Here is a 26329-nt window from a genome sequence, read left to right as displayed (position 1 = left end):
CCAGAAGCGAAAAGGACCCCCCGCACACCCGCCAGAGCCTGCTTATCCTTGCTGCCTTCCGGCCCTGGGGAGGTTCACAGGGTGACGCCGTGCGAGGGGTCTGCCCAGAGTCTATGGCATCCGGGGTCCAGGGTTGGCACGGTTGCGCGCGTAGGCTCGCCTCCATGCCCGTCCCTCCGCACAAGACCCTCCTGCACATCGCCGAACGGCGCCACTGGGAGTCCGCCCGCGAGACTGGTGTGTCGTACACCATGTCCACCCTCGGCAGGACATTGGACGAGGAGGGCTTCATCCACTGCTCGTCCGACATGGACCAAGTGGACGGCGTCCTAACCCGCTTCTACAGCGACGTCGACCGCGCGGACCTCGTCCTCCTGGTCATCGACGCCGCCTCCATCGGCTCCCCCGTCCGCTACGAGCCCGCCGGCGACGAGTTGTTCCCCCACGTCTACGGCCCGATCCCTGTCTCGGCGGTTATTGAGGTCCGGTCACTGCCCGGAACCCGGTAAGCTTCCGCGTGGAGGATTCGCCTAGTGGCCTAGGGCGCACGCTTGGAAAGCGTGTTGGTGGCAACGCCTCGCGAGTTCGAATCTCGCATCCTCCGCTTTCTTGATGAGGGCGGCACCTTCGGGTGCCGCCCTTGTCGCGTTCGAGGGTGGGTGTGCGGTGTGGAAAGCGGGAGGGGGGAGCGGTTGATACCCCTGTGACCGCCATCCGCGCTAAGGAGAGGCACCACATGACAGGGGATCCCCCGCCCCATCCGGCCGAGTCGTTCGACCGGGTCTTCGACGCGTACTTCGCGGAGATCTACCGGTACGCGGCCAAGCGGCTCGGGCCGGACGCGGGCTCGGACGTCGCGGCGCAGACGTTCCTCGAGGCGTTCCGGCAGCGAGGGCGCTACGACCCGGCGCGTGCGGGCGTGCGCACCTGGCTGTACGGCATCGCGACGAAGGTCGTCGGCAGGCATCAGCGGGCCGAGACGCGGGCGCTGCGGGCGCGTGCCCGGCTCGGGCCCGGCCGCGACACCGAGGAGCACACCGATCGGGTCGACGCGCGGGTCAGCGCCGAGGGACTGCGCGGCGAGATCGCCGGGGCCGTCGCGGCGCTGCCGCGGGGGCAGCGGGACGTGCTGCTGCTCGTCGCCCTGGCCGACCTGAGCCACGACGAGGTCGCGGCGGCGCTGGGGATCTCCTACGGCACGGTCGGTTCCCGGCTGAACCGTGCCCGAACCACGCTGCGCAAAGCGCTGGGCGGGACCAATCCGATGCTCACTCTGGAGGAACAGCATGGATGAGGTGCGGATGGTCCGCGACTCCTACCCCGAGCCGCCGCCGCCCACCGCCCAGATGATCGGGCGGGCGCGGGCGCTGCTGGACGGTCCGCCGCGCCGCTCGCGGCCCCGGCTGGGCTGGGGGCTCGGCGGCGGCCTGGTGGCGGCGGGCGCGGCGGCGGCCGTCGCGATCGCGTTCACCGGCGGGAACGCGCCGGCGCCGGCGCCGTCCGGCACGGTCAGCCTGGACGGCAAGGCGGCGTTCCTGGCGGCCGCGGAGAAGGCCGAGCAGCAGCCGGTGGGAAGGTACTGGTACGCCGACGTGGTGTCGGGCCAGTCGTACATCATGCGGGCCAGGACCGGGACCTACGCGATCACCGGTGCGCACGACGAGACGTTCGGGTGGTGGGGCGCGAAGTCGGGCATGGGCGAGGCGTACTACGGACGCGATCTCCCGGCCCGGCCGCTGACCGCACGGGACGCGGAGCTGTGGCGCAAGGCCGGGTCGCCGTCGAGCTTCCGTGTGCGGTCGGACGACCGCTACATCACGTACACCACGAAGGCGACGAAGTGGCGGTCCGACGGCCCGGAGAAGGGCACCTATCCCCATGGGGGCGGGAAGTTCCTGGACGGGAAGTCGGTGGAGCAGTTGCAGAGCCTGCCGACCGATCCGGCCAAGCTCGCCAAGGAGTTCCTGGGCGAAGCGGACGCGGCGGCGGGTCTCCCGGCGGGTAAGGGTCTGCCGCCGGAGCAGCGGGCCTCGTCCACGATCCACCGGGTGGCGTCGATCATGGACGCCCCGCTCCCGCCGAAGGTCCGGGCGGGCCTGATGCGGGCGCTGGCGGCGCAGCCGGGCGTCCGGGCGATCGGGCGCGACAGCGACCCGCTGGGCCGGCGGGGCATCGCGCTGGCCTCCGGCGAGCGCACCACGACGGTCACCGCCGCGGACGGGCGGCCGGCGAGCGAGGCGGGCACCTACCGGAGCCGCACGGTGATCATCTTCGATGAGCGGACCGGCGCGATGCTGTCCCGGCAGGAGGAGCTGACCAGGTCCGGCGGCGAGTACCGGGAGATGCGCCCGGGCTTCGTCATCGAGTACCAGACCCTCCGCTCGGCCGCGTGGACCGGCACCAGGCCGGCGCCTCCGTCCGAGCTGCCGTTCAAGTGATCCAGGCGGGTCTCGATGCCGTCCCCACGGCATCGAGACCCGCTGCTTTCGGCGGCTTCTCCGTCTTACCGCCCGACCGCCTTGACGCCGTCGATGAAGGCGCGCCACTCGGCCGCGGAGAAGGCGAGCACGGGACCGCCGATGTCCTTGGAATCCCTGACGCCGATGACGGACGCCGCCGACGCCACCTCGACGCAGTTGCCTTTGCCGTTACTGCGCGCGCTCCTTCGCCATACCGCGCGAGACCAACCGGCTTTCGACATTCAGCACCCCTTTCGCTCCCCGGTCCGGCCGGACCGGGACGGCAAATGGTCGAATCCGCCGGCGTGAACCTCCGAACCGTCGGCGGGATCGGGAGCGATGACGCAGATCGCCCATGGTGAGAGCGAGGGCGACGCGACCGCCGTCCCGGGGCGCCTGCGTGCGGACCGTGTTTTTCATCCCTCGTTCGTGTTGTATCCCGCGATTGCCCACAGGGCAAGTCTTGACGAGCAACGAATACAGCGGGCACGCCATTATGGGAGGTGGGAAATGCGGCGCGCGTCCGCGCCCTTGTCCCGAGACAATGCGGGTCCCGGAATCCCGGCGGACGGAGCGTGGGCCGCACCGGCCGCGGCGGTACTTACCTACCGTGCCACTGAGCGGTGCCGCAGGTGGTTTACCGGCGGAAGCCGGTCGGATGACCCGGCCAGTTGCGACGCCTTCTCCGACTCCGCGGGACGCCGTAGACTCGGAGCGTGATCTTCAAGGCGGTGGGTGACGGAAGGCCCTATCCCGAGCACGGGTTCTCGTCCCGGGACTGGGCCAAGATCCCGCCGCGCCAGGTCCGTCTCGACCAGCTCATCAGCACGAAGCGCGAGCTCGACCTCCAGTCGCTGCTCGCCAAGGACTCGACGTTCTACGGCGACCTGTTCCCCCACGTCGTCCAGTGGCACGGCGAGCTCTACCTGGAGGACGGCCTGCACCGCGCGCTCCGGGCCGCCCTCCACCAGCGCCTGGTCCTGCACGCGCGCGTCCTGGACCTCGACGCCGTGAACATGAACGGCTGACCTTTCCGGTCAGCGGCTCCGGGCGGGTTCGGCGACGGCCATCTCCTTGGGCTCGACCAGGTGCTCAAGGTGGCCCTCAGGACGGGTGGCACTCGGCTGGACGAATCCCGGGCGCGCGGCCAGGAGGCCGAACACGAGCTCGGGCACGATGAGGGCGAGCAGGAGGACGAGCGGCACGTCCCAGCCGCCCGTGGCACTGTGCAGGACGCCCACCGCCAGCGGACCGAGTCCCGCGAGGAGGTAGCCGCCCGTCTGCGCCATGCCGGACAGCCGCGCGGCGACCCCCGGACCCGGCGCCCGCAGGCTCAGCAGGGTGTAGGCGAGGGGGAACGCGCTGCCCGTCCCGATCCCGAGGACGCCGACCCAGGCCCAGCCCGCCGCGGGTGCGAGGAGCAGCCCGCCGATGCCGGCGGCCATGGCGGCGGCGACCGCGGCGACGAGGAGGCGCTGGTCGCGCAGGCGCGCGGCGAACACAGGGACGAGGAAGCCGAGCGGGATGCCGACGATCATCATGGTCGACACCATCATCCCGGCGGTGGCGGGGGCGTATCCGGCGTCCCGCATGATCTCCGGCAGCCACGACATCAGGACGTAGAACATCAGCGACGCCAGCCCCATGAAGATCGCGACGTACCAGGCGACCGGTGAGCGGAGCAGCGAGCCCTCGGAGGAGGACGGACGCGACGCGGGCGCGGCGGGGGCCGGTTCCGAGCGGCGGGCACGGAGCGCCAGCGGCCCCCAGGCGAGGGCGGCGACCAGGGACGGGACGGCCCACACGGCGAGGGCCAGGCGCCAGCCGCCGGCGTCGTCCAGCGGGACGGCGAGCCCGGCGGCGACGGCGCCGCTCGCGGCCATCAGCATCATGGCGAGCCCGGTGAGCGAGCCCACGCGGGCGGGGAAGACGCGCTTGATGACCGCGGGCAGGAGGACGTTACCCATCGCGATCCCGGCACCCGCGAGGACCGTTCCAACGAACAGCGCCGCACGGGCCGGGACGAGCCGCAGCATGATCCCCGCCGTGATCAGCACCAGCGACCCGGCGATGGCGACCTCGGTGCCGAGCCGGCGGGCCAGCACCGGCGCGAGCGAGGCGAAGATTCCGAGGCACAGCACCGGCAGCGTGGTCAGGACGCTCACCTCGACGCCGGAGAGGCCGAGCGCGTCCCGCAGTTCGCCGAGCACCGGCGAGACGCCGGTGATCGCGGCTCGCAGGTTGACGGTCAGCAGGACGATCCCGATCAGCGACCAGGCGGCCGTGGCGCGGGAGGCTCGGGGTGCGTGCGGAACGGGGGTCATCGCAGAGGGGTTCATTTCGCCTTCGTCATGCGCCTTCTGGGCGCGTCGTACCGAACGTGGGAGCGGGGAACGGGGCAGGACGGCTGCGTGAGGCCGGTTCAGGGGCGCCGTCTCACGCGTCCGGCGTCAATGGTCGGGAGCCGCGGAGGCGAGGATCCGGTCCAGGCAGGCGTGGGTGGCCTGGGCGGCGGCCGCGGCGTCGCCCGCCTCGATGGCGGCGGCGATCGGGCCGTGCGGGACGTCGGCGTGCTCCAGGAGGGTCCCGGCGGCGCCGATGCTGGCCCTCAGCGCCGCGCTGAAGTCGCGGTACAGGTCGGTGAGGACCCGGTTGTGCGTGGCCTCGACGACGGCGGTGTGAAAGGCGAGGTCGGCCTCCACGAAGGCGGCGTGGTCGCCGAGCGTCCACGCCGCGTCCCGGCGCTCCAGGGCCGCGGTGATCGCCTCGATGTCCGCCGCGGTGCGGCGCGCGGCGGCGAGCCGGGCCGCCTCCACCTCAAGGCCGCGCCGGACCTCCAGGGTCTCGACGAGCTCGGCCGTCTCCAGGCGGCGCCGGACGGCACTGGACAGCTCGCTCGTGGCGCGCACGTACGTGCCGTCGCCCTGCCTGCTGTCGAGGAGCCCCGCATGGGTGAGGGCGCGGACGGCCTCCCGGACGGTGTTGCGGCCGACCCCGAGCGCCTCCGCGAGGACGGGCTCGGGCGGGATCTTGCCGCCGACCGGCCAGGTACCCGCGGTGATCTCGCTCGTGAGCTGGTCGATCACCTGGTCGACGAGCGACGCGCGGCGGGCGGTGCGCAGCGTCATGTCCCTCCCCCCGGTCGACCGGCACGTCCGGTCAGCCAATCATCCTACGTTTGCAGGATAAGACCAGCGGGAGTGTGGTTTTATTCCACACCCCCGCTGTCCGAAAACCGGAGGGTCAGACGCGGCCGAGGTCGCAGTTCGCCTCGCGCGCTCTGGCGGCCCGAAGCCCCGCGGCCTCCAGTGCCTGCCGGTACGCCCCAGCGGCGCTGTCGGGGTCCTGGACGAGCTCGTACAGTTCGGCGAGTTCCCGGTAGAGATGGGCCGCTGGACGACCGGCGGGGAGCGTGCTCAATTGCTCGGACGCGGCGCGGAGGACCACTTGGGCGGCCGACACTTCCCCCTGGGCCACTCGTGCACGCGCTAGGGCCAAACGAGCCAGGACGGTCTTCTGAGTGCGTGCGATGAGGTCGCCCGCAGGTTGCGGAGTCATCGGGTGGGTGTCCGCCGGCGGGGCGAGCGCCATCCCCGTGTCGAGGAACTGCTCCAGCGCCGCGATCCCCTGCTCCAGCTCGCCCACCAGCACCAGCGCGCGCGCCCTGGCGATGGTGCTCTCCGTCGCCTCCGCCCCTCCGAGCTCCGTCGTCCCCTTCAGCAGTTCCAGTGCCTCTTGCGCGGCCTCACGGGTGCCTTCCGCGCGCGGACGCTCGATACCGGGCGTGCCCTCACCGGTGAACTCTCCGGTCACCGGAACGGAGGCGCCGCCGGGAAGCGGAGCCGGGGCGGCCTCCGAGAACGGCATGACCCCCCTCAGCAGCGCCTTGGCGGCCGCCAGGTTGAGACGGGCACGGGCCTGGACCGGCGTGGTGTCGGTACGGGCGGCGAGGGCCTGATCCGCGAAGTACAGGGCGTCACCGATCGCGCCTTCTTCCAGCGCGCGCGTGCTCGCCCGCTGATAGGCGGCGCTCGTGGTGTCCGCCTCGCCGGACGCCTCCGGGTACAGGAGCGCTCGTCCGATGGTGTGCGCGCGAACAGGGTCGGAGCGATCCACGTAGGCGAGCAGCAGAACGCGGCCGGCCTCGGTGTACTCCTGCCCCACGGTGAGCCCGAGCCGGCGCAGCCGCTCCATCGCGCGCTCGCCCAGGGCGACGGCCTGGCCGAGGTCGCCGACCGCGTGGTAGGAGCGCGCGAGCGCGATGACCGGCGGGAGCCAGCTGGCCCGGCCCGGGTCGCGCTCGGCGGCCTCGCGCAGCTCCTCGAAGAGCGCGATGGCGTGCTCGGTGCGTCCCAGCTCCTCCAGGGCGCGGGCGCGACCCCAGCGGGCCCGCGCCGTCAGGTCGGGATCGTCGCTGCGGGCGATCACCTCGTCGAAGCCCGCCTCGGCGGTCGCGGGGTCGCCGCCCAGCAGCGCGAGGTGCGCGTGGCGCTCCCGTACCTCCAGATGGGCGCGCTGCTCGGGTTCCACTCCCTCGGCGAGGTACTCCGGGGTGCAGCCGAGGCGCTCGGCGAGCATGCGCAGCACGGTCGGCGTCGGGGTCCGTTTCCCGGACTCGATCAGTGAGATGTAGCTGTCAGAAAGGTCGTGACCGGCGAGCTGTGCCTGCGACAAGCGTCTGGTCAGGCGCAGGTTGCGGACACGTTCGCCGACGTTGCCTGGACCCGGCATGTGGACTCACTTAGCGGAAGTAATCAGGCGGCTGGGGTGCCGACATGATTGCACATTGCGGGTTATCGCACATCGAGAGTAACGAAGCGGCGGAAGAAGAGATCGTCCGTCCGGCGCGGCCCGTCCCCTGACACCGGTGGTCAACGTCGCGGAACACCGGTCCGGTTTCCCGGCTCCGGCGCGCGGGCCCGTCCGGCGGTCGCGACGCCTGTCGCCTCCGACGGTATCCGACGATGCCGGGCAAGATCGGCCGAAGCTCAGTTTTCGGACGGACCGTGTTCGCGAGACGCTTTCACGATTCCGCGCCGCGGCGCCTCTGCCCAGCGCCTTCGCGCACCGGCCCGAGCACGCCGACCGGCGAGACGGCGAAAGGCACGGCGCAGGACGGCGAACGGCACAGCGGCGGGACGCGCCCGGGACGGCGCGGCGGCGCGAACAAGGAACGAGGAACGAGGAACGCGCCTCAGTCGTCCGAGGGGTTCTTGTTCGGGAAGATCATCTCGCAGACCTCAAGGTAGAGCTGTTCCGGGTAGGGGAGGTACTCCACGGTCGAGAGGGCCTGGTCCTGGCCGGCGGACTCCAGCACGAACTCGCCGTAGCCGAGCATGCGGCCCGCGATCGTCCGCTTGAAGCTCATGTCGGTGACCTTGGCCAGCGGCATCATCGCGACCTTGCGGGTGATGAGGCCGGTGGTCAGCAGCATGCGCTGGTTCGTGATCACGAAGTAGTCGACCGACCATTCGGCGACGCGCCAGACGAACCAGGCGAGCAGGATCAGCCAGCCCCACCAGATCCAGGAGATGACGGTGCCCGCGTCGCTGGCGACGGTGTTGCTCAGCACGCCCGCGATGATCAGGCCGCCGAGGACGAGCCCGACCGGCACCATCAGCACGGCGGGATGCCGCCGCACCGTGATGACCTGGTTCTCGTGCGGGAGCAGGTACTTGTTGACCGACGCCGGGGCGGAGTCACCGGGAGTCACGAGCCTCATGCGGGCCTCAGGCGAGCGTCGTGACGAGGGCGGTCAGGGAGTCCGCGGCGGAGGCGAGGCCGCCGGCCGCGCTGCCCACCGAACGGGCGGGCGCGCCGGGTTCCCTGATGACGTAGAACACGACGAAGGCCATGGCGGCGTACGTCATGTACCTCTTGGCGGGCACGGCTGCCTCCCGGAGCGTCGAGCCACTGGTCCCGCCCTCGGGACGCGAGCCCTCGGGGGGACTGGGGCCCACCCCCCAGCGGTGGTACTGACCCCGGTTCAGTTTCGCACAGCCCCCACCCCCGGCAAAGCAGGGCCTATGGCGCGTTGTCGAAGGACGAGCGCCGCGACTGGCGCCGCTTGTCGGCGGCGACGGCGGCGAGCACGTCCAGGTGCCTGCGCGCGATCTTCTCGACCAGGTCCGGCGGCGCGGCGCCCAGGACCTCCTCGGCGCCGTAGTGGGCGGCGGAGACGCAGCGGGACACCGTCTCGGCCGCGTGCACCCCGTGGTACTCCTCGATGAGCCGCTCGCCGATCGCGGCGAAGCGCGGCAGTTCGCCGTCCCCCTGGTGTGCCATCTGGTGTGCCATGACGCTTCCTCGAAGCTCGCTCGCGCCGCCCGGTCCGAAACGGTCCCCTGTGCCGGGGCGGTGGAGGGGAACGCGCACTGACGTTCCGTAGCGGGTTATTACCCCTTGCCACTTGGAACGAACATCTGGCGCTCCGTAACACCCAGCCCCTCAACTGGGACGATGCGCCGCCACTCCCGCCGACTCGGGCGGAATCACACCACGCCGTACAGGCGGTCCCCGGCGTCGCCGAGGCCCGGGATGATGAAGCCCTGCTCGTTGAGGTGGGAGTCGATCGCGGCCGTGACCACCCGGATCGGCGCGGCGATGCCCTCACACGCCTGGTCCAGGTACTTCAGGCCCTCGGGAGCCGCGAGCAGGCAGATGGCGGTGACGTCGTCCGCGCCGCGGTCGAACAGCAGCTTGACGGCCGCCGCGAGCGTCCCGCCGGTGGCCAGCATGGGGTCGAGGACGTAGCACTGGCGGCCGGACAGGTCGTCCGGCAGCCGGGTCGCGTACGTCTGGGCCTGGAGGGTGCCCTCGTCCCGGATCATCCCGAGGAAGCCGACCTCGGCCGTCGGCAGCAGCCGGGTCATGCCGTCCAGCATGCCGAGTCCCGCGCGCAGGATCGGCACGACCAGCGGCTTCGGGCTCGCGAGCTGGACGCCCTGGGCGGGGACCAGCGGGGTCCGGACCGTGGCCTCGACGACCCGGACGTCGCGGGTCGCCTCGTACGCCAGGAGGGTGACCAGCTCGTCCGCCAGGCGGCGGAACGTCGGCGAGTCGGTGCGCACGTCCCGCAGCGTGGTGAGCTTGTGCGCGACGAGCGGGTGGTCGACGGCGAGTACCTGCATGCGCTCACCGTAGCCCACTCGGGATCACCGGCAGGACCTCGCGAAAGCGGGGTAGAGGCTCGTTGAGCTGGGCACGATGCCCCTATGAGCAGCGAGAGCGACCAGCAGCCGAAAGTGTCGGCGCGGGCTCGCGAGTCCGCGCCGGACCCGCCCGGGCCTCCCGGCCCTCCGGAACCGCGCGACGCCGCGGTGACCGATGTCACAGGCGCTCCCGGGACCGGGGCCGAGCCCGCCGCGGACCCCCATGCGGACGTGTCCCCCGAGCAGGTGCGCGAGCACCTCAGGCGCCGCGCGCTCTTCCTCCGGGAGCTGGCCGAGGCCCGCGAGCTGCGCCGCCGCGTGACGCCGCACCGGTCGCGCCGGGCGCGGATCCACGCGGCGTTGCGCCGCCGTACCTTCCGTATCAATTGACGCGGATCCAGTAGGTTCTTGCCGCGGGCACCGCAAAGCGGTGCTGACTCCCCACCTCACGCACGGGTATGGCGCCGAGTTTGGCGGTGGGGCGCACGAGGGCTCGCCGCATCTGCGACCATGCCCTGGCAGGAACCGCGCCGGTGGGGTGGAAATGACGGATGTGGACGCGACGGACTTCGCCGTCGTGGTGTACCGGGAAGACGAGAGCTGGGAGGCCGAGATCCTCCCGGTCGCGCTGACCGGCGATCTCGCGGGGCTGATCCATGCCCTGCGCCAGCAGCCGAGCCTCGGCGGGACGATCGGGCTGGTCTCGGTCGGCGACGACTTCTTCGTCGCGATCCGCCTGCTCGGCGACGAGGTCATGGTGTTCCTGTCGGACGTCACGGCCTCGGTCGACTGGCCTCTCGCCGGCCAGGTCCTGGAGTACCTGGACATCCCGATCCCCGATGACGAGGAGCTCGACCAGGTCCTCCCGGTCGGCGACATGTCGATCTTCGCCGACCTGGGCCTCGACGAGATGGAGCTCGGCGCGATCTCCGGAGACCTGGAGCTCTATCCGGACGAGATGCTCCTCAGCGTCGCCGGCCGTCTCGGCTTCGCCCCCGCCTTCGAGCGCGCCCTCGACGCCGTCGGCTGATCAGCGGCGGCGAGGGAAGCCGTTGCGGAGCGCGTACGCGTTGAGCTCGGCCCAGTCGTCGCCGGTGTGGCTGTGCGCCGGGTCCAGGCAGCCGAGGCTGATCGGCCGCGGGACGGTGTAGCGCGGCGCGGCCGGGTTGGCCGGGGACGCGAAGTCGAGGACCTCCGCGATGTTGCGGGCCTCGGCGTCCCGGACCGACAGCGGCGCGAGGCCCCACCGCCACTCGATCGCCTTGAGCACCGAGGTGTGGTCGTACACCTCGTGCGCGACGGCGCCGCGGCGCGCCCGCGGCGAGATCAGCAGGCAGGGGACGCGGAACCCGCGCAGGCCGGTGCCGAGGTCCGGGCGCGGATCGGGCCCGGCGGGCGGCGGGACGTGGTCGAAGAAGCCGCCCCACTCGTCGTAGTTGATCACCAGGAGCGTGCGGGGCCAGTTCGGCGAGTCGATGATCGCCGTGTAGACCTCGTTGAGGAACGCCTGGCCGAAGCGGATGTCGGCGAGCGGATGCTCGTCCTCCGACATGCCCGGCAGGAACAGCTCGCCGAGGAAGCCCGGCTCGACGAAGCTGACCGCGGGCAGCCGGCCCCGGCGCGCGTCGTCGCGGAACTCCTGGATGTTCCGGCTGATGTCGAGGTGCTTGACGCCCCACAGCGCGGTGAACGGCACGTCGCTGAAGTAGTACCGGGCCGGGACGCCCTTCGCCTTCAGCCGGTCCCAGATGGTGGTCAGCTCGGAGATCGTGAAGGTGTTGGAGATCCGGTCGGTCTGCGCGGCGTGCTGGAAGATCCGGTTGGGGAAGGTGGACGACATGATCGCCGGGAAGTAGCGGTCGCAGACCGTCCAGTCGAGGGCGGCGTGGCCGTGGAACCCGAGGTCCGGGCCCTTGAAGTAGCCGATCGAGAAGACGTCGTTCTCCCCGGCGCGCAGCCAGCCGTCGCACTTGCCGCCGTTGTACTCGACGCGCCCGCCCTCGTAGGAGTGGTCGGGGTCATGGAAGCCGCAGCCGTGCGGGACGGTCAGGTGATGGGTGGCGTGCTCGGCGCCCTGCGCGTCGGTGAAGGTGAGACCCTCCTGGCGCCCGTCCGCCCCGGGCAGCCACCCCAGATAGTGGTCGAAGGACCGGTTTTCCATCATCACCACGACGATGTGGTCGATGCCGGACTCGTCCGGATCGGGCAGCGCCGAGACCGGTGCCCGGACGGCCGTCCCCGTGTCCGCCCCCGCCGTGCCGCCGCTCGCGGCCATGAGCGCCGCGACGCCCGCCGTGCCCGCCAGGAACCCGCGCCGGGTCAGCTCGTCGCCCATGACTCCCCTTCCGCGTAAGGCCGCTGAGCAGTATCACGACATATGCGATACGAGGGGAAGAAGGACACAAGACCAGCCAAGGGCATAACCCGAAATATCTTCGCGACCGAAAGGCCGGCCGCCACTCCGGACGTCCCGCCACGAGCCGCTGGACGGTCCCGCACGCCCACCGGGCGCTCCGATCGTGCGGCAGACCGAAATGGAACGCCCGGGATCCCCCGCTCACCTGGGGACGATGTCAAAATGAGCACGTGTCGTACTTCGCCGCCGTCTTCGCGCAGACCCCGCAGGGCTGGGTCGGCGCGGAAGCCGTCCTCGCCGAGGCCGAAGGTGTCGACGACGTCGCCGACCTGATGCGGGAGGCGGCCGTCGAGTCCTACGGCGACCCGGTCGTGCTGCTCATCGAGCAGGACGACGACTGGTTCGCCGTCCTGCGGCTGGACGGGGAGGACGAGCCCCGCGCCTACGTGTCCACCGTCCGCGAGGACGGCCTCGGATCCCTGTTCAACCAGCTCGTCGGCGAGGTCCCGGACGGGGACCCGGCCGGCGACCCGGCCCTCCTGGAGGACCTCGGCCTCGACGCCGAGCAGCTCAGCGACCTCGGCGAGCGGGCCCTGCCCGGCGACGCCCTCCTCACCGTCGCCGAGCGGGCCGGCTTCGGCGAGGAGTTCGACCGCCTCCGTGACTGACCCCGGCACCGGCTACGCCGACCGTTTCGTCCCACCGATGCGCCAGGCGCTCGACGAGGCGCGCAAGGCGTTCGAGGGCGAGGAGGTCCCGGTCGGCGCCGTCGTCCTGGACGGTTCGGGCGCCGTCGTCGGCACCGGGCACAACGACCGCGAACGCACCTTCGATCCCACCGGTCACGCCGAGATCGTCGCCATGCGGGCCGCCGCATCCCGCCTAGGAACCTGGCGGCTCTCCCCCTGCACCCTGGTCGTCACCCTGGAACCCTGCACGATGTGCGCCGGAGCGTCCGTCCAGGCCCGCATAGGCCGCATCGTCTACGGCGCCGTGGACGCCAAAGCAGGCGCCGTCGGCTCCCTCTGGGACGTCGTCCGCGACCGCCGCCTCAACCACCGCCCGGAGGTCGTCGCCGGCGTCCTGGCCGCCGAATGCGGCGCTCTGCTCTCCGAGTTCTTCGCGCACCGCAGAGTCGGGTAGGCTCTCCCGCGGTGGTGTCGCCTAGTGGACGAGGGCGCACGCCTCGAAAGCGTGTGAAGTGCAAGCTTCCGTGGGTTCGAATCCCACCACCACCGCCACCTACAAGGGCCGTCGACCTGCCATCAGGTCGGCGGCCCTTTCGCGTTGGCGACCACCGCGGCGCGGCGGCCCCCCACGGAACGCGCATCGCCGAGCCGGATTTCGTCAAGCCATCGTTGCAGACCACCGTCGAAGCACTCGGCTACGTCTTCGGTCACGCCGAGGAAACGCTGTCTGAGGGTCGTTGCGGGTCGACGTGGGGGTGCTGGTCGGTCACCTTGGGAGGGCGGTGGCGTCGACGAGGGAGCGGGGATGGCTGATGTTTCCGACGTTCTGCTCAAGCACTGGGAAGATCAGCGCGCGAAGTTCCGGCACTCGGAGGATCAGCGCGCGACCCTGACGAACATGATCCTCGTAATCTCCTCGCTGGGATTCGGGCTCATCGGGCAGCGAGGACTGCGGGACTCCATGCTCGCGGTGACCGTGCCGCTCGTCGTGATCGGCGCCTATGGCGCGCTCGCCACGGCCAAGCTGGCGGAGCGCGCCACGATGCACAACAGGCAGGGTCGTGAGTTCTCCGACCGCTTGGACGAGCTCCTGCCCGATCTGCGGCTGAAGCAGACGTATGCGGCTGCGAGGAGCGGCCACAACGCGAGGTACGGCAGGTTGGCGAGGTTGCGGGTGCGGCATCTGTGGGTGGGGCTGCACAGTGGTATCGCGGTCGCCGGCCTGGTGCTCAGCGTTGTGATTCTTGTCAGATGATGAGGCGCATGCGTCAGCCGACCGTGACGAGGGCTACGCCTGCTATGGCTATGGCCATGCCTAGGCGTTGGATGGTTCTTAGGCGCTCGCTGTAGGCGAATCTCGCCAGCAGGACGGTGATCGCCGGGTAGAGGGACGTCAGGACGGCGGCGAGGCTCAGCAGGCCGTCGCGGACGGCGAGGAGGTAGAGGGCGTTTGCGCCGGCGTCGAGGGTGCCGGACAGCAGGGCGAAACCGATCAGCGTGCGGCCTGCGACGCGCGGGCCGGTCTCGCCGCGGCGGACGCGGGCCATGAACAGGAGCGCCGCGACGACGATCACGAGGTTGCCCGCGCGGGCGGCGACCAGCGGCCAGAGGCCGCCGCCGTCTCCGGCGGTCTTCAGCAGGACGAAGAAGATCCCGAAACAGGCGCCCGAGACCCCGGCCATCAGCGGGCCGGAGTCGAGGAGGCGTCGCGCGCCCGTCGTGGTGGGTTCGTCTGTTCCGTTGTCGCTCGCTTCCATGCTGACCAGGCCGATCGCGACCAGGCACAGGAGGACGCCGGCGAGGACGGTCGCGTCCAAGCGCTCGCCGCGGAGCGTGCCCACGCCGACCGGGAGCACCGCGGCGGCCAGTGCGGACACCGGGGCGACCACGTTCATCGGTCCGCGCGCGAGCGCGCGGTAGAAGGTGATCAGGCCGGTTCCGCCCGCGAGGCCGGCGCCGAAGCCCCAGGCCATCGCGGCGGGTCCGGCGCTGCCGCCGGTGAGCAGTGCCGCGAGGAGGACGGCGGCGAGTCCCGTGGGGACGCACCAGGCCAGCGCGTTCAGCGCGGTTGACCGGCGGGCGACGGCGCCGCCGAGGAAGTCGGCCACGCCGTAGGCGAGCGCGGCTCCGAGCGCGAGGATCGTGACCATCACCGCCCGCCGATCAGGCGGCTCTCGATCCGGACGTCCGGCGTGATCTCGCGGAGCTTTTCGGCGAGCGCGCCGCCCGCTTCGCGGAGGCGGTCGAGTGGGTACGGTTCGAGGCTTTCGAGGAGGAACAGGCCGTTCTTGGTGGTCTCGGTGAGGCGGGTCCTGACGCACTGGCGCCAGTTCCAGCGCCTGCATGTCACGCCTGCGTCGTCGCGCCAGACCACCTCGCCTGGGGCAGGGTGCTCGATCGCGGGCTCGCCGCCGGCGACCACGTCGAACGGCTCGTCGCCGGTCGCCCGGACGAGCCGCGCCGGGCCCTGGTAGGCGTCGAGGTCCTCGCCGCCGATGGGCAGCGCGTAGGCGACGCTGACGGCGTTGTAGGCGTCGACGACCTTGTTGATGGACGGGAGGGCGTCCGCGCGGCGGAGCAGCGCGTCCACCGACGGCCGGGTCCGCTGGGGCTTGGCCCCGAACGCGCGGTACGCCTCGCGCCAGGCGATCACGTGCGGGTCGTCGGCGTCGGCGCGGGCGGCGGCCTCGGCCAGCCAGCCCGCCGACGCCTGGTCGCCGGGGCCGTTCGCCAGGCCCTCGGCCGTCATGACCAGCACGGCGAAGTCGGGGCGAAGCTCCCGGACGGCCTCGTCCACGACGATCCGGTCCAGCATTCGGTCTCCTCGTTCGGTCACTTTAATGTACGTCGCGGTCATCATACCGACCGTTCAGGGTGAACGCGGAGGCCGGTCGGGGCATTCCCGGGGTGTGCTCGGTGCCGTGGGGTCGCCGGGGGCGTGGTGGAATTGGGGCGGGAGGAAGTTTGGGCGATCAGGAGGCGATCGGCGAGGCCGTCGCGCGGACCGTCCGGGCGCTGCGGGCCGGGCACGGGTGGAGCCTGGACGAGCTGGCCGGGCGCGCCGGGGTGAGCAAGGGCGTGCTGGTCGGGCTGGAGCAGGGGCGCGGCAACCCGAACCTCGGCACCCTCATCAGGATCTCCGACGCCCTCGGCGTACCGCTGACCCGGTTGGTGCAGGTCGAGGAGCAACCGCCGGTGCGGGTGTTCCCGCCGGACCGGCATGTCGTGCTGTGGCACGGCTCCGGCGGCGGGACAGGGACGCTGCTGGCCGGCAGCGATCCGCGGCCCTCGCTGGAGCTGTGGCGGTGGGAACTGCGGCCGGGGGAGACGCGGGAGAGCGACGCGCATGTCCCCGGCACCAAGGAGATCGTCTATGTCGAGGAGGGGACGCTGACCCTCTGCGTGGACGGCCGGACGGACCTCATCGCGCAGGGGACGGCCGCCGTCTTCGTGGGCGATCGACCCCACTCGTACGGCAACGCGGCCGAGGTCGACCTGCGGTTCGTGCTCGCCGTGCTCGATCTCTGACCGGCCTCAGGAGGTCAGGCGGACGGGCATGACCATGTAGCGGAAACCGGTGTCGTCCTTGGCGTCGTCGCCGTCGGGGACGGCGGTGAGGAGGGCGGCCTTGGTGGGGCCGGCGCATTCGAGCCGGGCGTACTCGGTGTCGATGCCGGCGAGGCCGTCCAGGAGGAACTGGGGGCTGAACGCGATGTCGACGTCGTCGCCGCTGAGGTCGGCGGCGAGGCTCTCGTTGGCGCGGGCGGAGTCGCCGGAGGCGGCGCGGATGGAGACCTCGTCCGCGGTGAAGGAGAGCCGGATCGGGGTGCCGCGCTCGGTGACGAGCGCCGCGCGTTTGATCGCCTCGACGAACGGCGCCGCGCGGACGAGCGCGACCGAGGACCAGGTGCCGGTGAGCCGCGCCTTGTAGTTGATGTACTGGTCGTCGAGGAGGCGGCTGGTCATGCTGCGGCCGCCGCCGGAGACGCCGATGAGGGTGTCGGCGGTGCCGGTGAGGTCGATGGCGACCTCGGCGTCCGGCCGGATGGCGCGGGCGGTGTCGGCGAGGGTGCGGGCGGGCACGACGACGCCGGCGGTGAAGTCCGGCTCGGACGGCGCCCAGGTCAGCTCGCGGGCGGCGATGCGGTAGCGGTCGGTGCAGGCGAGCCAGAGCGTGTCGCCCTCGAAGTCCATGCGGACGCCGGTGAGCATGGGGAGGGTGTCGTCCTTGCCGGCGGCCGGGACGACCTGGGCGACGGCGGCGGCGAACAGGTCGCCGGGGATCGTACCGGCCCGGGCGGGCGGCTGGGGGAGGGTGGGGTAGTCCTCGACCGGCAGGGTGAGCAGCCCGAACTCGGCGGGGCCGCAGCGGACGACGACCTCCGAGCCCTTCAGGGTGACGTCCACGGGGTGGGCGGGGAGGCTGCGGACGATCTCGGCGAGCAGCCGCCCCGGGACGAGGACGCGGCCCGGCTCGGCGACGGCGGCCTCCACCGCGGCGCGGGCGGACACCTCGTAGTCGAACCCGGCGAGGCTGAGCTCTCCCTCGGCGGTGGCCTCGATGAGCATGCCCGCGAGGACGGGGAGGGCGGGGCGCGCCGGGAGCGTCCGTGCCGCCCATGCCACGGCTTCGGCGAGCGTCTGACGGTCGACCCGGAACTCCACCTGGACCTTCCTCTCAGAACCCGGCCCGAGGGGCGGGATCGGTGAGGGCCGCCTTCCGGCCCATGACAAGCACGCTAACGCGCGGGTCTGACATCGGTCGCGTGCCCGAGGCGCGGGCCGGAAGGCGTGGGCCGGAAGGCGTGGGAGCGGAGCGGTTCAGAAGAGCGCGGGCTCGGCGGTGCCGCGGTTCTTGCGCTCGAAGTCGAGCAGGTACCGCTTGCACTCCAGCCCGCCGCCGTAGCCGGTGAGGCTTCCGGTGGACCCGATGACGCGGTGGCAGGGGACGATGACGCCGCAGGGGTTGCGCCCGTTCGCCAGTCCTACGGCCCGGGACGCGGTCGGTTGGCCTATCTCCACGGCCAGTTGCCCGTACGTGACGGTCTCGCCGTAGGGGATCTCCTGGAGGGCGGCCCAGACGCGGCGCTGGAACGGCGTCCCGCGCAGGTTGAGGGGGACGTCGAAGTCGGTCAGCTCCCCCGCGAAGTACGCGTCGAGCTGTGCGGCGACGGTGGCGAACGGTTCGGCGTCGAGGTCGTCTGTGGGGACACCGAAGGTCTCCTGGGCCGGACGGTGCCGCTGGTCCTTCATGTAGAGGCCGGACAGCATGCCGTCGGTGGCGACCGCGGTCAGGGGACCCACCGGGCTGTCCAGCACGGCGTGGGTGATTTCCAAGGTTCGTCCTCTCGATCAGGAGGCGGGGAGGAGGTTGATGGGGTGCGCACCGGTCGCCCACAGATACTGGACGGCGTAGGCGCGCCACGGGCGCCATTCGGCGGCGCGGCGGGTGAGCGCGGCGGGCGTCGCGGGCAGCCCGAGGGTGCGGGCGGCGGCGCGGATGCCGAGGTCGCCGGGGATGAACGCGTCGGGGTCTCCGAGGGCGCGCATCGCGATCGTCTCGATGGTCCACGGTCCGAAGCCGGGGAGTGTGGCCAAGCGCGCGCGGGCCTCTTCCCAGTCGCTTCCTACGCCGAGGTCGAGTTCCCCGGTCGCGAGCGCGTTCACGAGGGTCGTGAGCGTCGTGCGTCGTGACTGCGGGAACGCCAGTGCGTTCGGGTCCAGCTCGGCCAGGGCGGACGGGGTCGGGAACAGGTGCGTCAGCCCGCCGCCGGGATCGTCGATCGGGTCGCCGTAAGCCGTGACGAGGCGGGCCGCGTGCGTCCGGGCGGCGGCCGTGGAGACCTGCTGCCCGAGGACGGCCCGGACGGCGAACTCGGGGCCGTCCACGGTCCGCGGGACGCGCCGTCCGGGAGCCTTGTCGACCAGCGGGGCGAGGACGGAGTCGGTGCGGAGCAGGTCGTCCACGGCGACGGGGTCGGCGTCGAGGTCGAGCATCCAGCGGCAGCGGCTGATCGCGATGGTGAGGTCGCGGAGGTCGCTCAGGTGCAGGGTGCAGGCGACATGGTCGGGCCGCGGGCTCAGCGCGGCGACGCCGTGCCCATGGGGCAGCCGCATCGCGCGGCGGAACGCGCCGTCCCGCCATTCCTCGACGCCGGGCACGGCGGTGGCCGCGAGGTGGCCGAACAGGTTGTCGGGGCAGAGCGGCGCGCGGAACGGCAGCCGCAGCGACAGCGTGCCCGAGCCCGCGGGCGGATGCCCCTTGGCGACGCGGTCGCGCAGCTGGCTGGGGGTGAGCGCGAACACCTCGCGGACGGTGGCGTTGAACGAGCGGATGCTGGCGAAGCCCGCGGCGAAGGCCACGTCCCCCATCGGCAGCCTCGTGGTCTCGATCAGCAGCCGCGCGGTCTGCGCGCGCTGGGCGCGGGCCAGGGCGAGCGGCCCGGCGCCCAGCTCGGCGTTGAGCTGCCGCTCGATCTGGCGGGTGCTGTAGCCGAGCCGGGCGGCGAGGCCGGGCACGCCGTCGCGGTCGACGACGCCGTCCGCGATGAGCCGCATGGCGCGGGCGACGACGTCCGCCCGGTGGTTCCATTCGGGGGAGCCGGGGCTCGTGTCCGGGCGGCAGCGCTTGCAGGCGCGGAACCCGGCCTGCTGCGCCGCGGCGGCGCTCGGGTAGAAGCGCATGTTCTCGGGCTTCGGCGGGACGACCGGGCAGCTCGGGCGGCAGTAGATGCCGGTGGTCACGACACCGCCGAAGATCCAGCCGTCGAACCGGGCGTCCTTCGACTGGAAGGCCCGGATGCACCTTTCGACGTCCTCATGCATGCCTTCAGCATCGCCGATGGTCAGCACTGTTCACTGGCGGGAATGCGACATCACCCTTGGCCTGAGGGAAAGCCCCTGCATGACCTCCCAAGTAATCGATCTTCTGCTCGCCGGTTGGCACCGTAGGGGTCACCGGGGCGAACGAACCCGGACGAACCAGATGGGAGCAGCAGGATGAGCGACGTTCAGCAGCGGGTCGAGCGGTACCTGGCGATCTGGAACGAGAAGGACCCCGCCGCGCGCCGCGCCGCGATCGCCGAGGCGTGGACCGACGCGCCCGTGTACGTGGACCCGCTCGGCGTGGCCGAGGGGCGGGACGCGATCGACGCCTTCATCGGCGCCGCGCAGGAGCAGTTCCCCGGCCTGGTGTTCCGGCCCGCGGGGGAGGTGGACGCCCACCACAACGTGGCCCGCTTCACCTGGGAGCTCGGCCCGGAGGGCGGCGAGGCGATCGCGGTGGGGTTCGACGTGGCGGTGTTCGACGAGGACGGCCGCTTCGACCGCGTCCACGGGTTCCTGGACAAGGTCCCTGCCTAACGGTGGTGTGCCGGACGGGGACCGTCCGGCACACCACTCCACCCGGCACTAGATCTGGCGGAGCGCACCGCCGTCCACCGCCCACTCCGCCCCGGTGACCTGGACGGCCAGCGGGGACAGCAGGTAGGCGATGACGCGGGCGACGTCCTGCGGGGTGCCGACGCGGCCCGTCGGCAGCCGCCGCTCCTCGCGGACGAACCGCTCGACGGCCTCCTCGACCGGCAGGCCGAACTGGGCCGCGAGCTGCTCGGCGAACCCGCCCGGGCCGTCCCAGAGGCGGGTGCGCGTCGGGCCGGGCGCGACGACGTTCGAGCGGATGCCACACGGCCCGAACTCCCCCGCGAGCGTCTTCGACACCGACAGCAGGGCCGTCTTGGACGCGGCGTAGTCCACGAGGGGCGTGTCCGGGAACCGTCCGGCCTCGCTGGACACGTGGACGAGGCTTCCGCCGCCCTGGTCGATCAGGGCGGGCAGCGCGGCGCGGCTCATGCGGACCGCCGCGTGGAAGTTCAGCTCGAATGTGGCGTGCCACTGCTCGTCGGTGACGTCCAGGAAGCCGATGCGCGTGTCCAGGCCGCCGGCGTTGTTGACGAGGCCGTCGAGCCGCCCGTGCCGCTCGGCGGCGGCGTCCGCGACGCGCTGGGCCGCGGCCGGGTCGGTCAGGTCGGCCGCGACGCCGCTCACCCCGGCGCCGATCGCGTCGACGCGGGCGGTGTCGCGGGCGACGCCGACCACGCGGGCACCCTCGGCGGCGAGGAGCCGGGCGGTCGCCTCGCCGATCCCGGCGGACGCGCCGGTCACGATGTAGACGCGGCCTTCGAGTTCGAGATCCATGACATGACGCCTTTCGGACGGGGGGCGGTCTCAGGCGCGGCGGAGGAAGGCGGCGGTGAGGCCGGCGCCGATGAGCGCGATCGCGGCGTTGGCCAGCGTCGCGGTGTGGACGCCGCCGAGCACGGACGCGTTCGCGGTGGCCACGGCGCTCATCACCGGGATGCCGAGCGTGATCGCGACCTGCTGGGTCATGGTGGCGAGGCCGGTCGCGAGGCCCTGCTCGCGGTCCGGCAGCCCGGCGGTCGCGAGGCCCATGAAGGCGACGATGGCGACGAGGTTCCCGAATCCGCCGATCGCGGTGGCGGCCAGCAGGAGGGGGAGCCCGTCGCGGTCCGCGCCGAGGCCGAGCAGCGCCGCGGTCGCGGCGGCCTGGAGGACGAGCCCGCCCGCGAGGGCGGCGCGGCCGCCGAACCGGCCCATGATCCGCGGCGCGGCGACCCCGCCCGCAAACGTCCCGGCGCCGAGGACGCCGAGCGCGAGGCCCGTGGTCAGCGGCGAGAAGCCCAGCACCTGCTGGAGGTAGAGGGTCATCAGGAACACGAGCGAGGTCTCGGTCGCGAAGGCGATGAAACCGCCCGCGTTGCCCCAGGTGACGGTCCGCCGGGTGAGGACGTGCAGCGGCGCGAGCGGTGCGGGGGAGCGCCGCTCGACCAAGACGAACGCGACCAGCAGGACGGCGGCCGCCGCGAGCGCGGCCAGCGCCGGGACGTCGCTCCAGCCGTGCGCGCCGGCGGCCGTGATCCCGTAGACGAGCGCGAGGAGCCCGCCGGTCACGGTGACCGCGCCGGGAACGTCCAGCCTCGCCGCGTCCCGCGCGCGGCTCTCGCCGACCAGCGCGGGCGTGACCGCGAGGATCAGCACCGCCACCGGCACGTTGATCAGGAAGGCCCAGCGCCAGCTCAGCAGGGCGGTCAGCAGCCCGCCGAGGATCGCCCCGACAGTGAACCCGGCGGACATCAGCGCGCCGCTGAGCCCGAGCGCCCGCGTCCGCAGCGGCCCCTCGGGGAAGGAGGTCGTGAGCAGCGACAGCGCGGCGGGCGTGGCGATCGCGGTGGCGAGGCCCTGGAGGACCCGGCCGACCAGCAGCATCGCGGGGGACGCGGCGAGCCCGCCGATCAGCGAGCCGGCGGCGAGCAGGGCCATGCCGGCGAGCAGCATCCGGCGCCGTCCGAAAAGGTCGGCGACGCGGCCGAACAGCAGCGTGAAACCCGCCGCGGGCAGCGCGAACGCGGTCGCGATCCATTGCAGCGAGCCCAGGCTGAAGCCGAGGCCCTCGCCGACGGCGGGCAGGGCCACGTTCAGGATGGAGAAGTCGATGGCGAGCATGAACTGCGCGCCGAGGAGGAGGGTCAGGATCAGCTTGTGCCGCGACGACATCCGCCCGGGGGCGGCGACGGCGGCCGTGGTCAGCGTGGTCATGCCGGAAACGATCGTCGCGGCGGGCGCGGGTACCCAGCCCCCGCCCGTTCGTACCACTGGCAGTAGCAGGCTCAGCGGACGCGGCCCGAGGCTCGGCGGACGGCTTCCGGCCGCCCCGGATACCCTCTTCGGCATGACCCGGAACCGCGAGCTCGGCGAGTTCCTCAAGTCGCGGCGGGCCCGGCTGCGGCCCGAGGACGTGGGCGTCCCCGCGTACGGGAGCCGCCGCCGCGTGCAGGGCCTGCGCCGCGAGGAGCTGGCGCAGCTCGCCGGGGTCAGCGTCGCCTACTACGTCCGGCTGGAGCAGGGGACGGCCGACGGCGTCTCCACGGAGATCCTCGACGCGGTCTCCGGCGCCCTCCGCCTCGACCCGGACGAGCACGCCTACCTGCACCGCCTCGCGCACCCGCCGCGCCGCGTCCGCGCGCGGGAGCCGTCCCGGCTGCGCCCGCCGCTCCAGCACCTGCTCGACTCGATCGGCCACGCGCCCGCGTACGTCGTGGGGCACTACACCAACGTGGTCGCGTGGAACCGGCTCACGTCCGCCGTGTTCGTTGACCTCGCGAGCGTGCCCGCGGAGGAGCGGACGTGGTCGCACCAGATCCACCTCAACGACGACTACAAGGCCCGTCTCGGCGACAACTGGGAGACCGTGGCCCGCCGCAATGTCGCCTATCTACGGTTCCGCTCCGGTGAGGATCCTGGCGACGAGCGGCTGCGGACTTTGATCGACGAGTTGCGTGAGCGCAGCCCCGAGTTCGGACGGATGTGGTCCGCGCACCACGTCACGGATTTGACGCATGGCGAGGCTCGCATCCGCCATCCCGAGGTCGGGCAGCTCGTCCTGCCCTTCGAGACCCTCCACCTGCCCGGCGATCCGGACCTGAGCCGCCTGATGCTCTACGCCGCCGAGCCCGGGTCGCCGTCCGAACAGGCGCTGCGCCGGCTCGCCGCGACGTCCCGCCACCTGTCCAGCGCCGACCTCACGTCCCGGGAGAGGTCCTAGCCTCGGCACCGTACGATCGAGGTGCCGGCGGGCGGTGTGATCTCACGGAACGGTCGAGAAGCGGCATATGAGCGATGCGGACGGACGGGCGCGGACGGCCGGCCCGGGAACGGCCGAGCCCGGAACAGCGGGGCAGGTGATCGGCTGGTCCGAGGACGGTTCCGGCCGCCGTGCCCGCTGGCGTTCGGAGAGCGCGCCGCCGCCCCGCCGCACGGTCGTCGCCGACGACACGACCCGCGCGGACGAGGCGTACCGGCTGGCCTGCGAGGGGACGGCGCTGCTCTGGCGCGGCGACTTCCAGAACGCGCGGCAGCTCCTCACGGCGATGGCGCGCCGGGCCGACCGCACGCCGCGCCGCGCGGAACGGCGCAAGCGCAAGGAGGAACCGTCCCAGGTGCAGGCGTTCCACCTGTACCGCCAGGCGCGTGCCCAGCGCGCGCGGACGCTCGGCATGCTGCTCATACCGGTCGGTCCCGGGCACGAGATCCCGCTGCGGCGCGCGCCGGACGTCCGGGAGGCGTGCACGGAGGCGTTCGGGCCGGACGACGAGCCGTACGTGACGTCCTTGCGCGAGCTCCTCGGGGTCATCGGCGCGCACGAGTGGCGCCGGAAGGGCGTGCCGATCGCAGCGCTAGGCGGCGACCACGTCCACCCGCATTACGGGGTGTTCTCGCCGGTCCGAGGGGAGTACGTGGATCTGGTCGCCGAGGCTCCGCTGCCTGCGACGACGACCGCGTTCGACATCGGCACCGGCACGGGCGTGCTCGCCGCCGTCCTCGCACGCCGGGGCGTCGAACGCATCGTCGCCACCGACCAGGACCCGCGCGCGCTGGCCTGTGCCCAAGAGAACGTCGAGCGCCTGGGTGTGGGGGACAAGGTCGAGGTCGTCCAGACGGATCTTTTCCCCGCCGGACGTGCCGGGCTCATCGTCTGCAACCCGCCGTGGGTCCCTGCCCGGCCCAGCTCGCCCCTCGAACACGCCGTCTACGATCCGGACGGCCGGATGCTGCGCGGGTTCCTCGACGGCCTCGCCGGGCACCTCGAACCGGGCGGCGAGGGCTGGCTGATCCTGTCCGACCTGGCCGAGCACCTCGGGCTCCGCTCGCGGGACGATCTGCTCGGCGCGTTCGGCGCCGCCGGGCTGGAGGTCGCGGGAAGGCTCGACACCACGCCGGTGCACCCCCGCGCCGCCGATCCGGACGACCCGCTGCACGCCGCCCGCGCCGCCGAGGTGACGTCGCTGTGGCGGCTCAAGGTCGCCTGACCTGGAAGGGCACGGCCCGTCTTCCGCCCCGGAGCGGGATCGAGCGACGCCCGCGAGCCTGGGATCGCGTGTCCTAGCCAGAGCGGTCCGCTCCTCATCGCCGCCGCGTGCTGGCAACGTCGAAGCCATGACGACCTTGACCGTTGGAAACGCCCGCATCGCCTACCGCACCGTCGGCTCCGGTCCCGGCCCCGCCCTCGTCCTCGTCCACGGAGTCGGACCCGGCTCGATCATGTGGGACGGCATCGTCGACCGGTTCAGCCGCGACCGCACCGTGCTCCTCCCCGACCTCGCGGGCAGCGACCCCGCCGAGGACGACGGCGCCCCGCTGACCATCGAGGCGCTCGCCGCGCAGGTCAGCGCGGTCATCGAGGACGCGGGCGCCGCCCCGGCCGACGTCCTCGGCTTCTCCCTCGGCTCGCCGATCGCCGCCGCCGCGGCCGCGCTCCGGCCCGGCCTCGTCCGGCGCCTGGTCCCGGTCGCGGGCCTGACCCACGCGCACGACGAGTACGTCCGCCAGCTGATGACCACCTGGCTGGGCCTCGCCGGGAATCCCGAGAGCTTCGGGCGTTTCGCGACGCTCACCGCCTACGACCGCGCCTTCCTCAACGCGATCGGCCACGAGGGAGTCGAGCAGTCCCACGGGTTCATGCGCCCGACTGACGGCGTCCAGCGCCTGATCGACCTCGTCCTGCGCCTGGACGTCCGCGACCTGCTCCCCGCGATCCAGGCGCCGACGCTGGTGGTCGGCTGCACCCGGGACGCCACGATCCCGGTCGAGAACCACCGGGAGATGGCCGAGGCCATCGCGGGCAGCGAGTACGCCGAGCTGGACACCGGCCACGTCGCGCCCGTCGAGCGTCCCGACGAGTTCGCCGAGGTCGTCCGGGCCTTCCTCGACCGCCGCTGACTGGTACTCCGGACACCACGATCGGCGCGCCCTGGTCACGGCCCGGGCGCGCCGAGCACGATGGACCCATGCGTCCCATCGATCAGCAGACCATCCTCATCACCGGAGCGACCGACGGGCTCGGGCGGGCGCTCGCCGCCGAGCTCGCCGCGGAGGGCGCGACCGTCCTCGTGCACGGCCGCGACGACCAGCGCGGCAAGGCCGCCCTCCAGGAGATCGGCGGCCGCGCCGCCTGGTACCGCGCCGACCTGTCGTCGCTCGCCGAGGTCCGCGCGCTCGCCGAGGCCGTCCGCGCCGACCATCCGCGCCTGGACGTGCTGGTCAACAACGCGGGCATCGGCGCGAGCGGCGGGCGGGCCGAGAGCGCCGACGGCCACGAGCTGCGCTTCGCCGTCAACTACCTGTCCCACTACCTGCTCACCCGGGAGCTGCTGCCCGTCCTCACGTCCTCGGCGCCCGCGCGGATCGTGAACGTCAGCAGCCTCGGCCAGACCGCCATCGACTTCGACGACGTCATGATCACCCGCGGGTACACCGGAGTCCGGGCCTACTGCCAGAGCAAGCTCGCGCAGATCATGCACACGATCGACCTCGCCGCCGAGCTGGCGGGGACCGGCGTCACCGCCAACGCGCTGCACCCCGCCACGTACATGCCGACGAAGATAGTGTCCACGCCGATCAGCACGCTGGAGGAGGGCGTCCGCGCCACGCACCGGCTGGTCACCGACCCGGCGCTGGACGACGTCTCCGGGCGCTTCTTCAACGGCCTGGCCGAGGCCCGCGCGGACGACCAGGCCTACGACGCGGACGCCCGCGCCCGCCTCCGCGCCCTCTCGGACGAGCTGACCGGCGCCTGAGCGGACCGGGGTGCGGATCCGC

At 72.6% G+C, this 26329-nt stretch carries 32 protein-coding genes, 2 tRNA genes and 1 other RNA gene; 17 read left to right on the top strand and 18 right to left on the bottom strand.

All coding sequences use genetic code 11. The features are described 5' to 3' along the window. Positions 1-8: 8 nt before the first annotated feature. An RNA gene (ffs, locus tag E1300_RS01295) (signal recognition particle sRNA small type) lies at positions 9-104 on the bottom strand. Positions 105-164: 60 nt separating this feature from the next. On the opposite strand from ffs, the gene E1300_RS01290 reads away from it, so the two are divergent. From E1300_RS01290 to E1300_RS01275, 4 genes are all read left to right on the top strand, one after another. Next, positions 165-509: a DUF952 domain-containing protein gene (locus E1300_RS01290; RefSeq protein WP_131754982.1), complete on the top strand. Its 345-nt coding sequence runs from the start codon at positions 165-167 to the stop codon at positions 507-509. Between the two features lie 10 nt (positions 510-519). Further along, positions 520-604 (top strand) — tRNA-Ser (locus E1300_RS01285). 132 nt (positions 605-736) lie between these two features. Continuing rightward, complete coding sequence (locus E1300_RS01280; protein ID WP_131754981.1) at positions 737-1294, top strand: RNA polymerase sigma factor; 558 nt, start codon at positions 737-739, stop codon at positions 1292-1294. Continuing rightward, positions 1287-2438 carry a CU044_5270 family protein gene (locus tag E1300_RS01275; RefSeq protein WP_131754980.1) on the top strand — a complete coding sequence of 384 codons (1152 nt, stop codon included), beginning with the start codon at positions 1287-1289 and terminating at the stop codon, positions 2436-2438. Before E1300_RS01280 ends, E1300_RS01275 begins: the two co-directional genes overlap by 8 nt. A gap of 65 nt (positions 2439-2503) precedes the next feature. Here the strand turns inward: E1300_RS01275 and E1300_RS01270 are convergent, their stop codons facing one another. Further along, complete coding sequence (locus E1300_RS01270; RefSeq protein ID WP_131754979.1) at positions 2504-2701, bottom strand: DUF397 domain-containing protein; 198 nt, start codon at positions 2699-2701, stop codon at positions 2504-2506. Between the two features lie 474 nt (positions 2702-3175). Here E1300_RS01270 and E1300_RS01265 point away from each other — a divergent pair, with 474 nt between their 5' ends. Then, positions 3176-3487 carry a type II toxin-antitoxin system VapB family antitoxin gene (locus tag E1300_RS01265; protein WP_131754978.1) on the top strand — a complete coding sequence of 104 codons (312 nt, stop codon included), beginning with the start codon at positions 3176-3178 and terminating at the stop codon, positions 3485-3487. Positions 3488-3496: 9 nt separating this feature from the next. Here the strand turns inward: E1300_RS01265 and E1300_RS01260 are convergent, their stop codons facing one another. From E1300_RS01260 to upp, 7 genes are all read right to left on the bottom strand, one after another. Then, positions 3497-4783 carry a CynX/NimT family MFS transporter gene (locus tag E1300_RS01260; protein ID WP_131754977.1) on the bottom strand — a complete coding sequence of 429 codons (1287 nt, stop codon included), beginning with the start codon at positions 4781-4783 and terminating at the stop codon, positions 3497-3499. Between the two features lie 126 nt (positions 4784-4909). Next, on the bottom strand, positions 4910-5587 hold the full coding sequence (locus E1300_RS01255) for a FadR/GntR family transcriptional regulator (protein WP_131754976.1): 678 nt from the start codon (positions 5585-5587) through the stop codon (positions 4910-4912). Positions 5588-5702: 115 nt separating this feature from the next. Further along, positions 5703-7190, bottom strand: coding sequence for a helix-turn-helix domain-containing protein (locus E1300_RS53290; protein WP_131754975.1), 1488 nt, complete (start codon positions 7188-7190; stop codon positions 5703-5705). Between the two features lie 463 nt (positions 7191-7653). Next, positions 7654-8181 carry a PH domain-containing protein gene (locus E1300_RS01245; RefSeq protein ID WP_131754974.1) on the bottom strand — a complete coding sequence of 176 codons (528 nt, stop codon included), beginning with the start codon at positions 8179-8181 and terminating at the stop codon, positions 7654-7656. A gap of 7 nt (positions 8182-8188) precedes the next feature. Beyond that, positions 8189-8347, bottom strand: coding sequence for a hypothetical protein (locus E1300_RS49755; protein ID WP_165502622.1), 159 nt, complete (start codon positions 8345-8347; stop codon positions 8189-8191). A gap of 136 nt (positions 8348-8483) precedes the next feature. Beyond that, the gene (locus E1300_RS01240; RefSeq protein ID WP_242618872.1) at positions 8484-8756 is read right to left on the bottom strand and encodes a hypothetical protein; all 273 of its coding nucleotides are present in this window, start codon (positions 8754-8756) and stop codon (positions 8484-8486) included. A gap of 194 nt (positions 8757-8950) precedes the next feature. Continuing rightward, positions 8951-9589, bottom strand: a complete 639-nt coding sequence (gene upp, locus E1300_RS01235) for a uracil phosphoribosyltransferase (protein WP_131754973.1) — start codon at positions 9587-9589, stop codon at positions 8951-8953. An 84-nt stretch (positions 9590-9673) separates the two neighbouring features. On the opposite strand from upp, the gene E1300_RS01230 reads away from it, so the two are divergent. After that, complete coding sequence (locus tag E1300_RS01230; RefSeq protein ID WP_131754972.1) at positions 9674-10000, top strand: hypothetical protein; 327 nt, start codon at positions 9674-9676, stop codon at positions 9998-10000. Positions 10001-10154: 154 nt separating this feature from the next. Further along, the gene (locus tag E1300_RS01225) at positions 10155-10640 is read left to right on the top strand and encodes a tRNA adenosine deaminase-associated protein (RefSeq protein ID WP_131754971.1); all 486 of its coding nucleotides are present in this window, start codon (positions 10155-10157) and stop codon (positions 10638-10640) included. On the opposite strand, the gene E1300_RS01220 is transcribed toward E1300_RS01225, so the two are convergent. Continuing rightward, positions 10641-11945: an alkaline phosphatase family protein gene (locus E1300_RS01220; RefSeq protein ID WP_131754970.1), complete on the bottom strand. Its 1305-nt coding sequence runs from the start codon at positions 11943-11945 to the stop codon at positions 10641-10643. A 251-nt stretch (positions 11946-12196) separates the two neighbouring features. Here E1300_RS01220 and E1300_RS01215 point away from each other — a divergent pair, with 251 nt between their 5' ends. From E1300_RS01215 to E1300_RS01205, 3 genes are all read left to right on the top strand, one after another. Continuing rightward, on the top strand, positions 12197-12634 hold the full coding sequence (locus E1300_RS01215) for a tRNA adenosine deaminase-associated protein (protein WP_131754969.1): 438 nt from the start codon (positions 12197-12199) through the stop codon (positions 12632-12634). A 37-nt stretch (positions 12635-12671) separates the two neighbouring features. Then, positions 12672-13109 (top strand): tRNA adenosine(34) deaminase TadA, encoded by a 438-nt coding sequence (gene tadA / locus E1300_RS01210; RefSeq protein ID WP_131755072.1) that lies wholly within the window; start codon positions 12672-12674, stop codon positions 13107-13109. Between the two features lie 10 nt (positions 13110-13119). Further along, positions 13120-13207 (top strand) — tRNA-Ser (locus tag E1300_RS01205). 24 nt (positions 13208-13231) lie between these two features. Here E1300_RS01205 and E1300_RS53285 read toward each other — a convergent pair. Next, on the bottom strand, positions 13232-13366 hold the full coding sequence (locus E1300_RS53285) for a hypothetical protein (RefSeq protein WP_278045335.1): 135 nt from the start codon (positions 13364-13366) through the stop codon (positions 13232-13234). A 94-nt stretch (positions 13367-13460) separates the two neighbouring features. Between E1300_RS53285 and E1300_RS01195 the strand changes: the two genes are divergently transcribed. Next, positions 13461-13910: a hypothetical protein gene (locus tag E1300_RS01195; protein WP_131754968.1), complete on the top strand. Its 450-nt coding sequence runs from the start codon at positions 13461-13463 to the stop codon at positions 13908-13910. A 13-nt stretch (positions 13911-13923) separates the two neighbouring features. On the opposite strand, the gene E1300_RS01190 is transcribed toward E1300_RS01195, so the two are convergent. Next, positions 13924-14805 (bottom strand): EamA family transporter, encoded by an 882-nt coding sequence (locus E1300_RS01190; RefSeq protein WP_131755071.1) that lies wholly within the window; start codon positions 14803-14805, stop codon positions 13924-13926. Next, positions 14805-15470, bottom strand: a complete 666-nt coding sequence (locus tag E1300_RS01185; RefSeq protein ID WP_131754967.1) for a B3/B4 domain-containing protein — start codon at positions 15468-15470, stop codon at positions 14805-14807. The genes E1300_RS01190 and E1300_RS01185 overlap by 1 nt, the downstream gene beginning before the upstream one ends. 149 nt (positions 15471-15619) lie before the next feature. Between E1300_RS01185 and E1300_RS01180 the strand changes: the two genes are divergently transcribed. After that, positions 15620-16183, top strand: coding sequence for a helix-turn-helix domain-containing protein (locus E1300_RS01180; protein ID WP_131754966.1), 564 nt, complete (start codon positions 15620-15622; stop codon positions 16181-16183). Between the two features lie 6 nt (positions 16184-16189). Here E1300_RS01180 and dnaN read toward each other — a convergent pair whose 3' ends face one another. From dnaN to E1300_RS01165, 3 genes are all read right to left on the bottom strand, one after another. Then, on the bottom strand, positions 16190-17320 hold the full coding sequence (gene dnaN / locus E1300_RS01175; protein WP_131754965.1) for a DNA polymerase III subunit beta: 1131 nt from the start codon (positions 17318-17320) through the stop codon (positions 16190-16192). Between the two features lie 156 nt (positions 17321-17476). Continuing rightward, positions 17477-17992, bottom strand: coding sequence for a methylated-DNA--[protein]-cysteine S-methyltransferase (locus E1300_RS01170; RefSeq protein WP_131754964.1), 516 nt, complete (start codon positions 17990-17992; stop codon positions 17477-17479). Positions 17993-18007: 15 nt separating this feature from the next. Further along, on the bottom strand, positions 18008-19480 hold the full coding sequence (locus E1300_RS01165; RefSeq protein WP_131754963.1) for an AlkA N-terminal domain-containing protein: 1473 nt from the start codon (positions 19478-19480) through the stop codon (positions 18008-18010). A 174-nt stretch (positions 19481-19654) separates the two neighbouring features. On the opposite strand from E1300_RS01165, the gene E1300_RS01160 reads away from it, so the two are divergent. After that, positions 19655-20017, top strand: coding sequence for a nuclear transport factor 2 family protein (locus tag E1300_RS01160; RefSeq protein ID WP_131754962.1), 363 nt, complete (start codon positions 19655-19657; stop codon positions 20015-20017). A gap of 48 nt (positions 20018-20065) precedes the next feature. On the opposite strand, the gene E1300_RS01155 is transcribed toward E1300_RS01160, so the two are convergent. Both E1300_RS01155 and E1300_RS01150 read right to left on the bottom strand, forming a co-directional pair. Further along, a complete protein-coding gene (locus tag E1300_RS01155) occupies positions 20066-20851 on the bottom strand; it encodes an SDR family NAD(P)-dependent oxidoreductase (RefSeq protein ID WP_131754961.1) in 786 nt (261 codons plus the stop codon). A gap of 30 nt (positions 20852-20881) precedes the next feature. Beyond that, positions 20882-22270, bottom strand: a complete 1389-nt coding sequence (locus tag E1300_RS01150; RefSeq protein ID WP_131754960.1) for an MFS transporter — start codon at positions 22268-22270, stop codon at positions 20882-20884. A gap of 133 nt (positions 22271-22403) precedes the next feature. On the opposite strand from E1300_RS01150, the gene E1300_RS01145 reads away from it, so the two are divergent. The 4 genes from E1300_RS01145 to E1300_RS01130 all read left to right on the top strand — a co-directional run bounded on the left by E1300_RS01145 (position 22404) and on the right by E1300_RS01130 (position 26307). Then, the gene (locus E1300_RS01145) at positions 22404-23276 is read left to right on the top strand and encodes a helix-turn-helix domain-containing protein (protein WP_131754959.1); all 873 of its coding nucleotides are present in this window, start codon (positions 22404-22406) and stop codon (positions 23274-23276) included. Between the two features lie 67 nt (positions 23277-23343). Beyond that, complete coding sequence (locus tag E1300_RS01140; protein ID WP_131754958.1) at positions 23344-24540, top strand: methyltransferase; 1197 nt, start codon at positions 23344-23346, stop codon at positions 24538-24540. A gap of 127 nt (positions 24541-24667) precedes the next feature. After that, on the top strand, positions 24668-25450 hold the full coding sequence (locus E1300_RS01135; RefSeq protein ID WP_131754957.1) for an alpha/beta fold hydrolase: 783 nt from the start codon (positions 24668-24670) through the stop codon (positions 25448-25450). A 68-nt stretch (positions 25451-25518) separates the two neighbouring features. Continuing rightward, positions 25519-26307: an SDR family NAD(P)-dependent oxidoreductase gene (locus E1300_RS01130; protein WP_131754956.1), complete on the top strand. Its 789-nt coding sequence runs from the start codon at positions 25519-25521 to the stop codon at positions 26305-26307. Positions 26308-26329 lie beyond the last annotated feature (22 nt).

It is taken from the genome of Actinomadura fibrosa, assembly GCF_900659615.1.
Lineage (GTDB): Bacteria > Actinomycetota > Actinomycetes > Streptosporangiales > Streptosporangiaceae > Spirillospora > Spirillospora fibrosa.
This window is presented reverse-complemented; position numbering and strand designations above follow the sequence as displayed.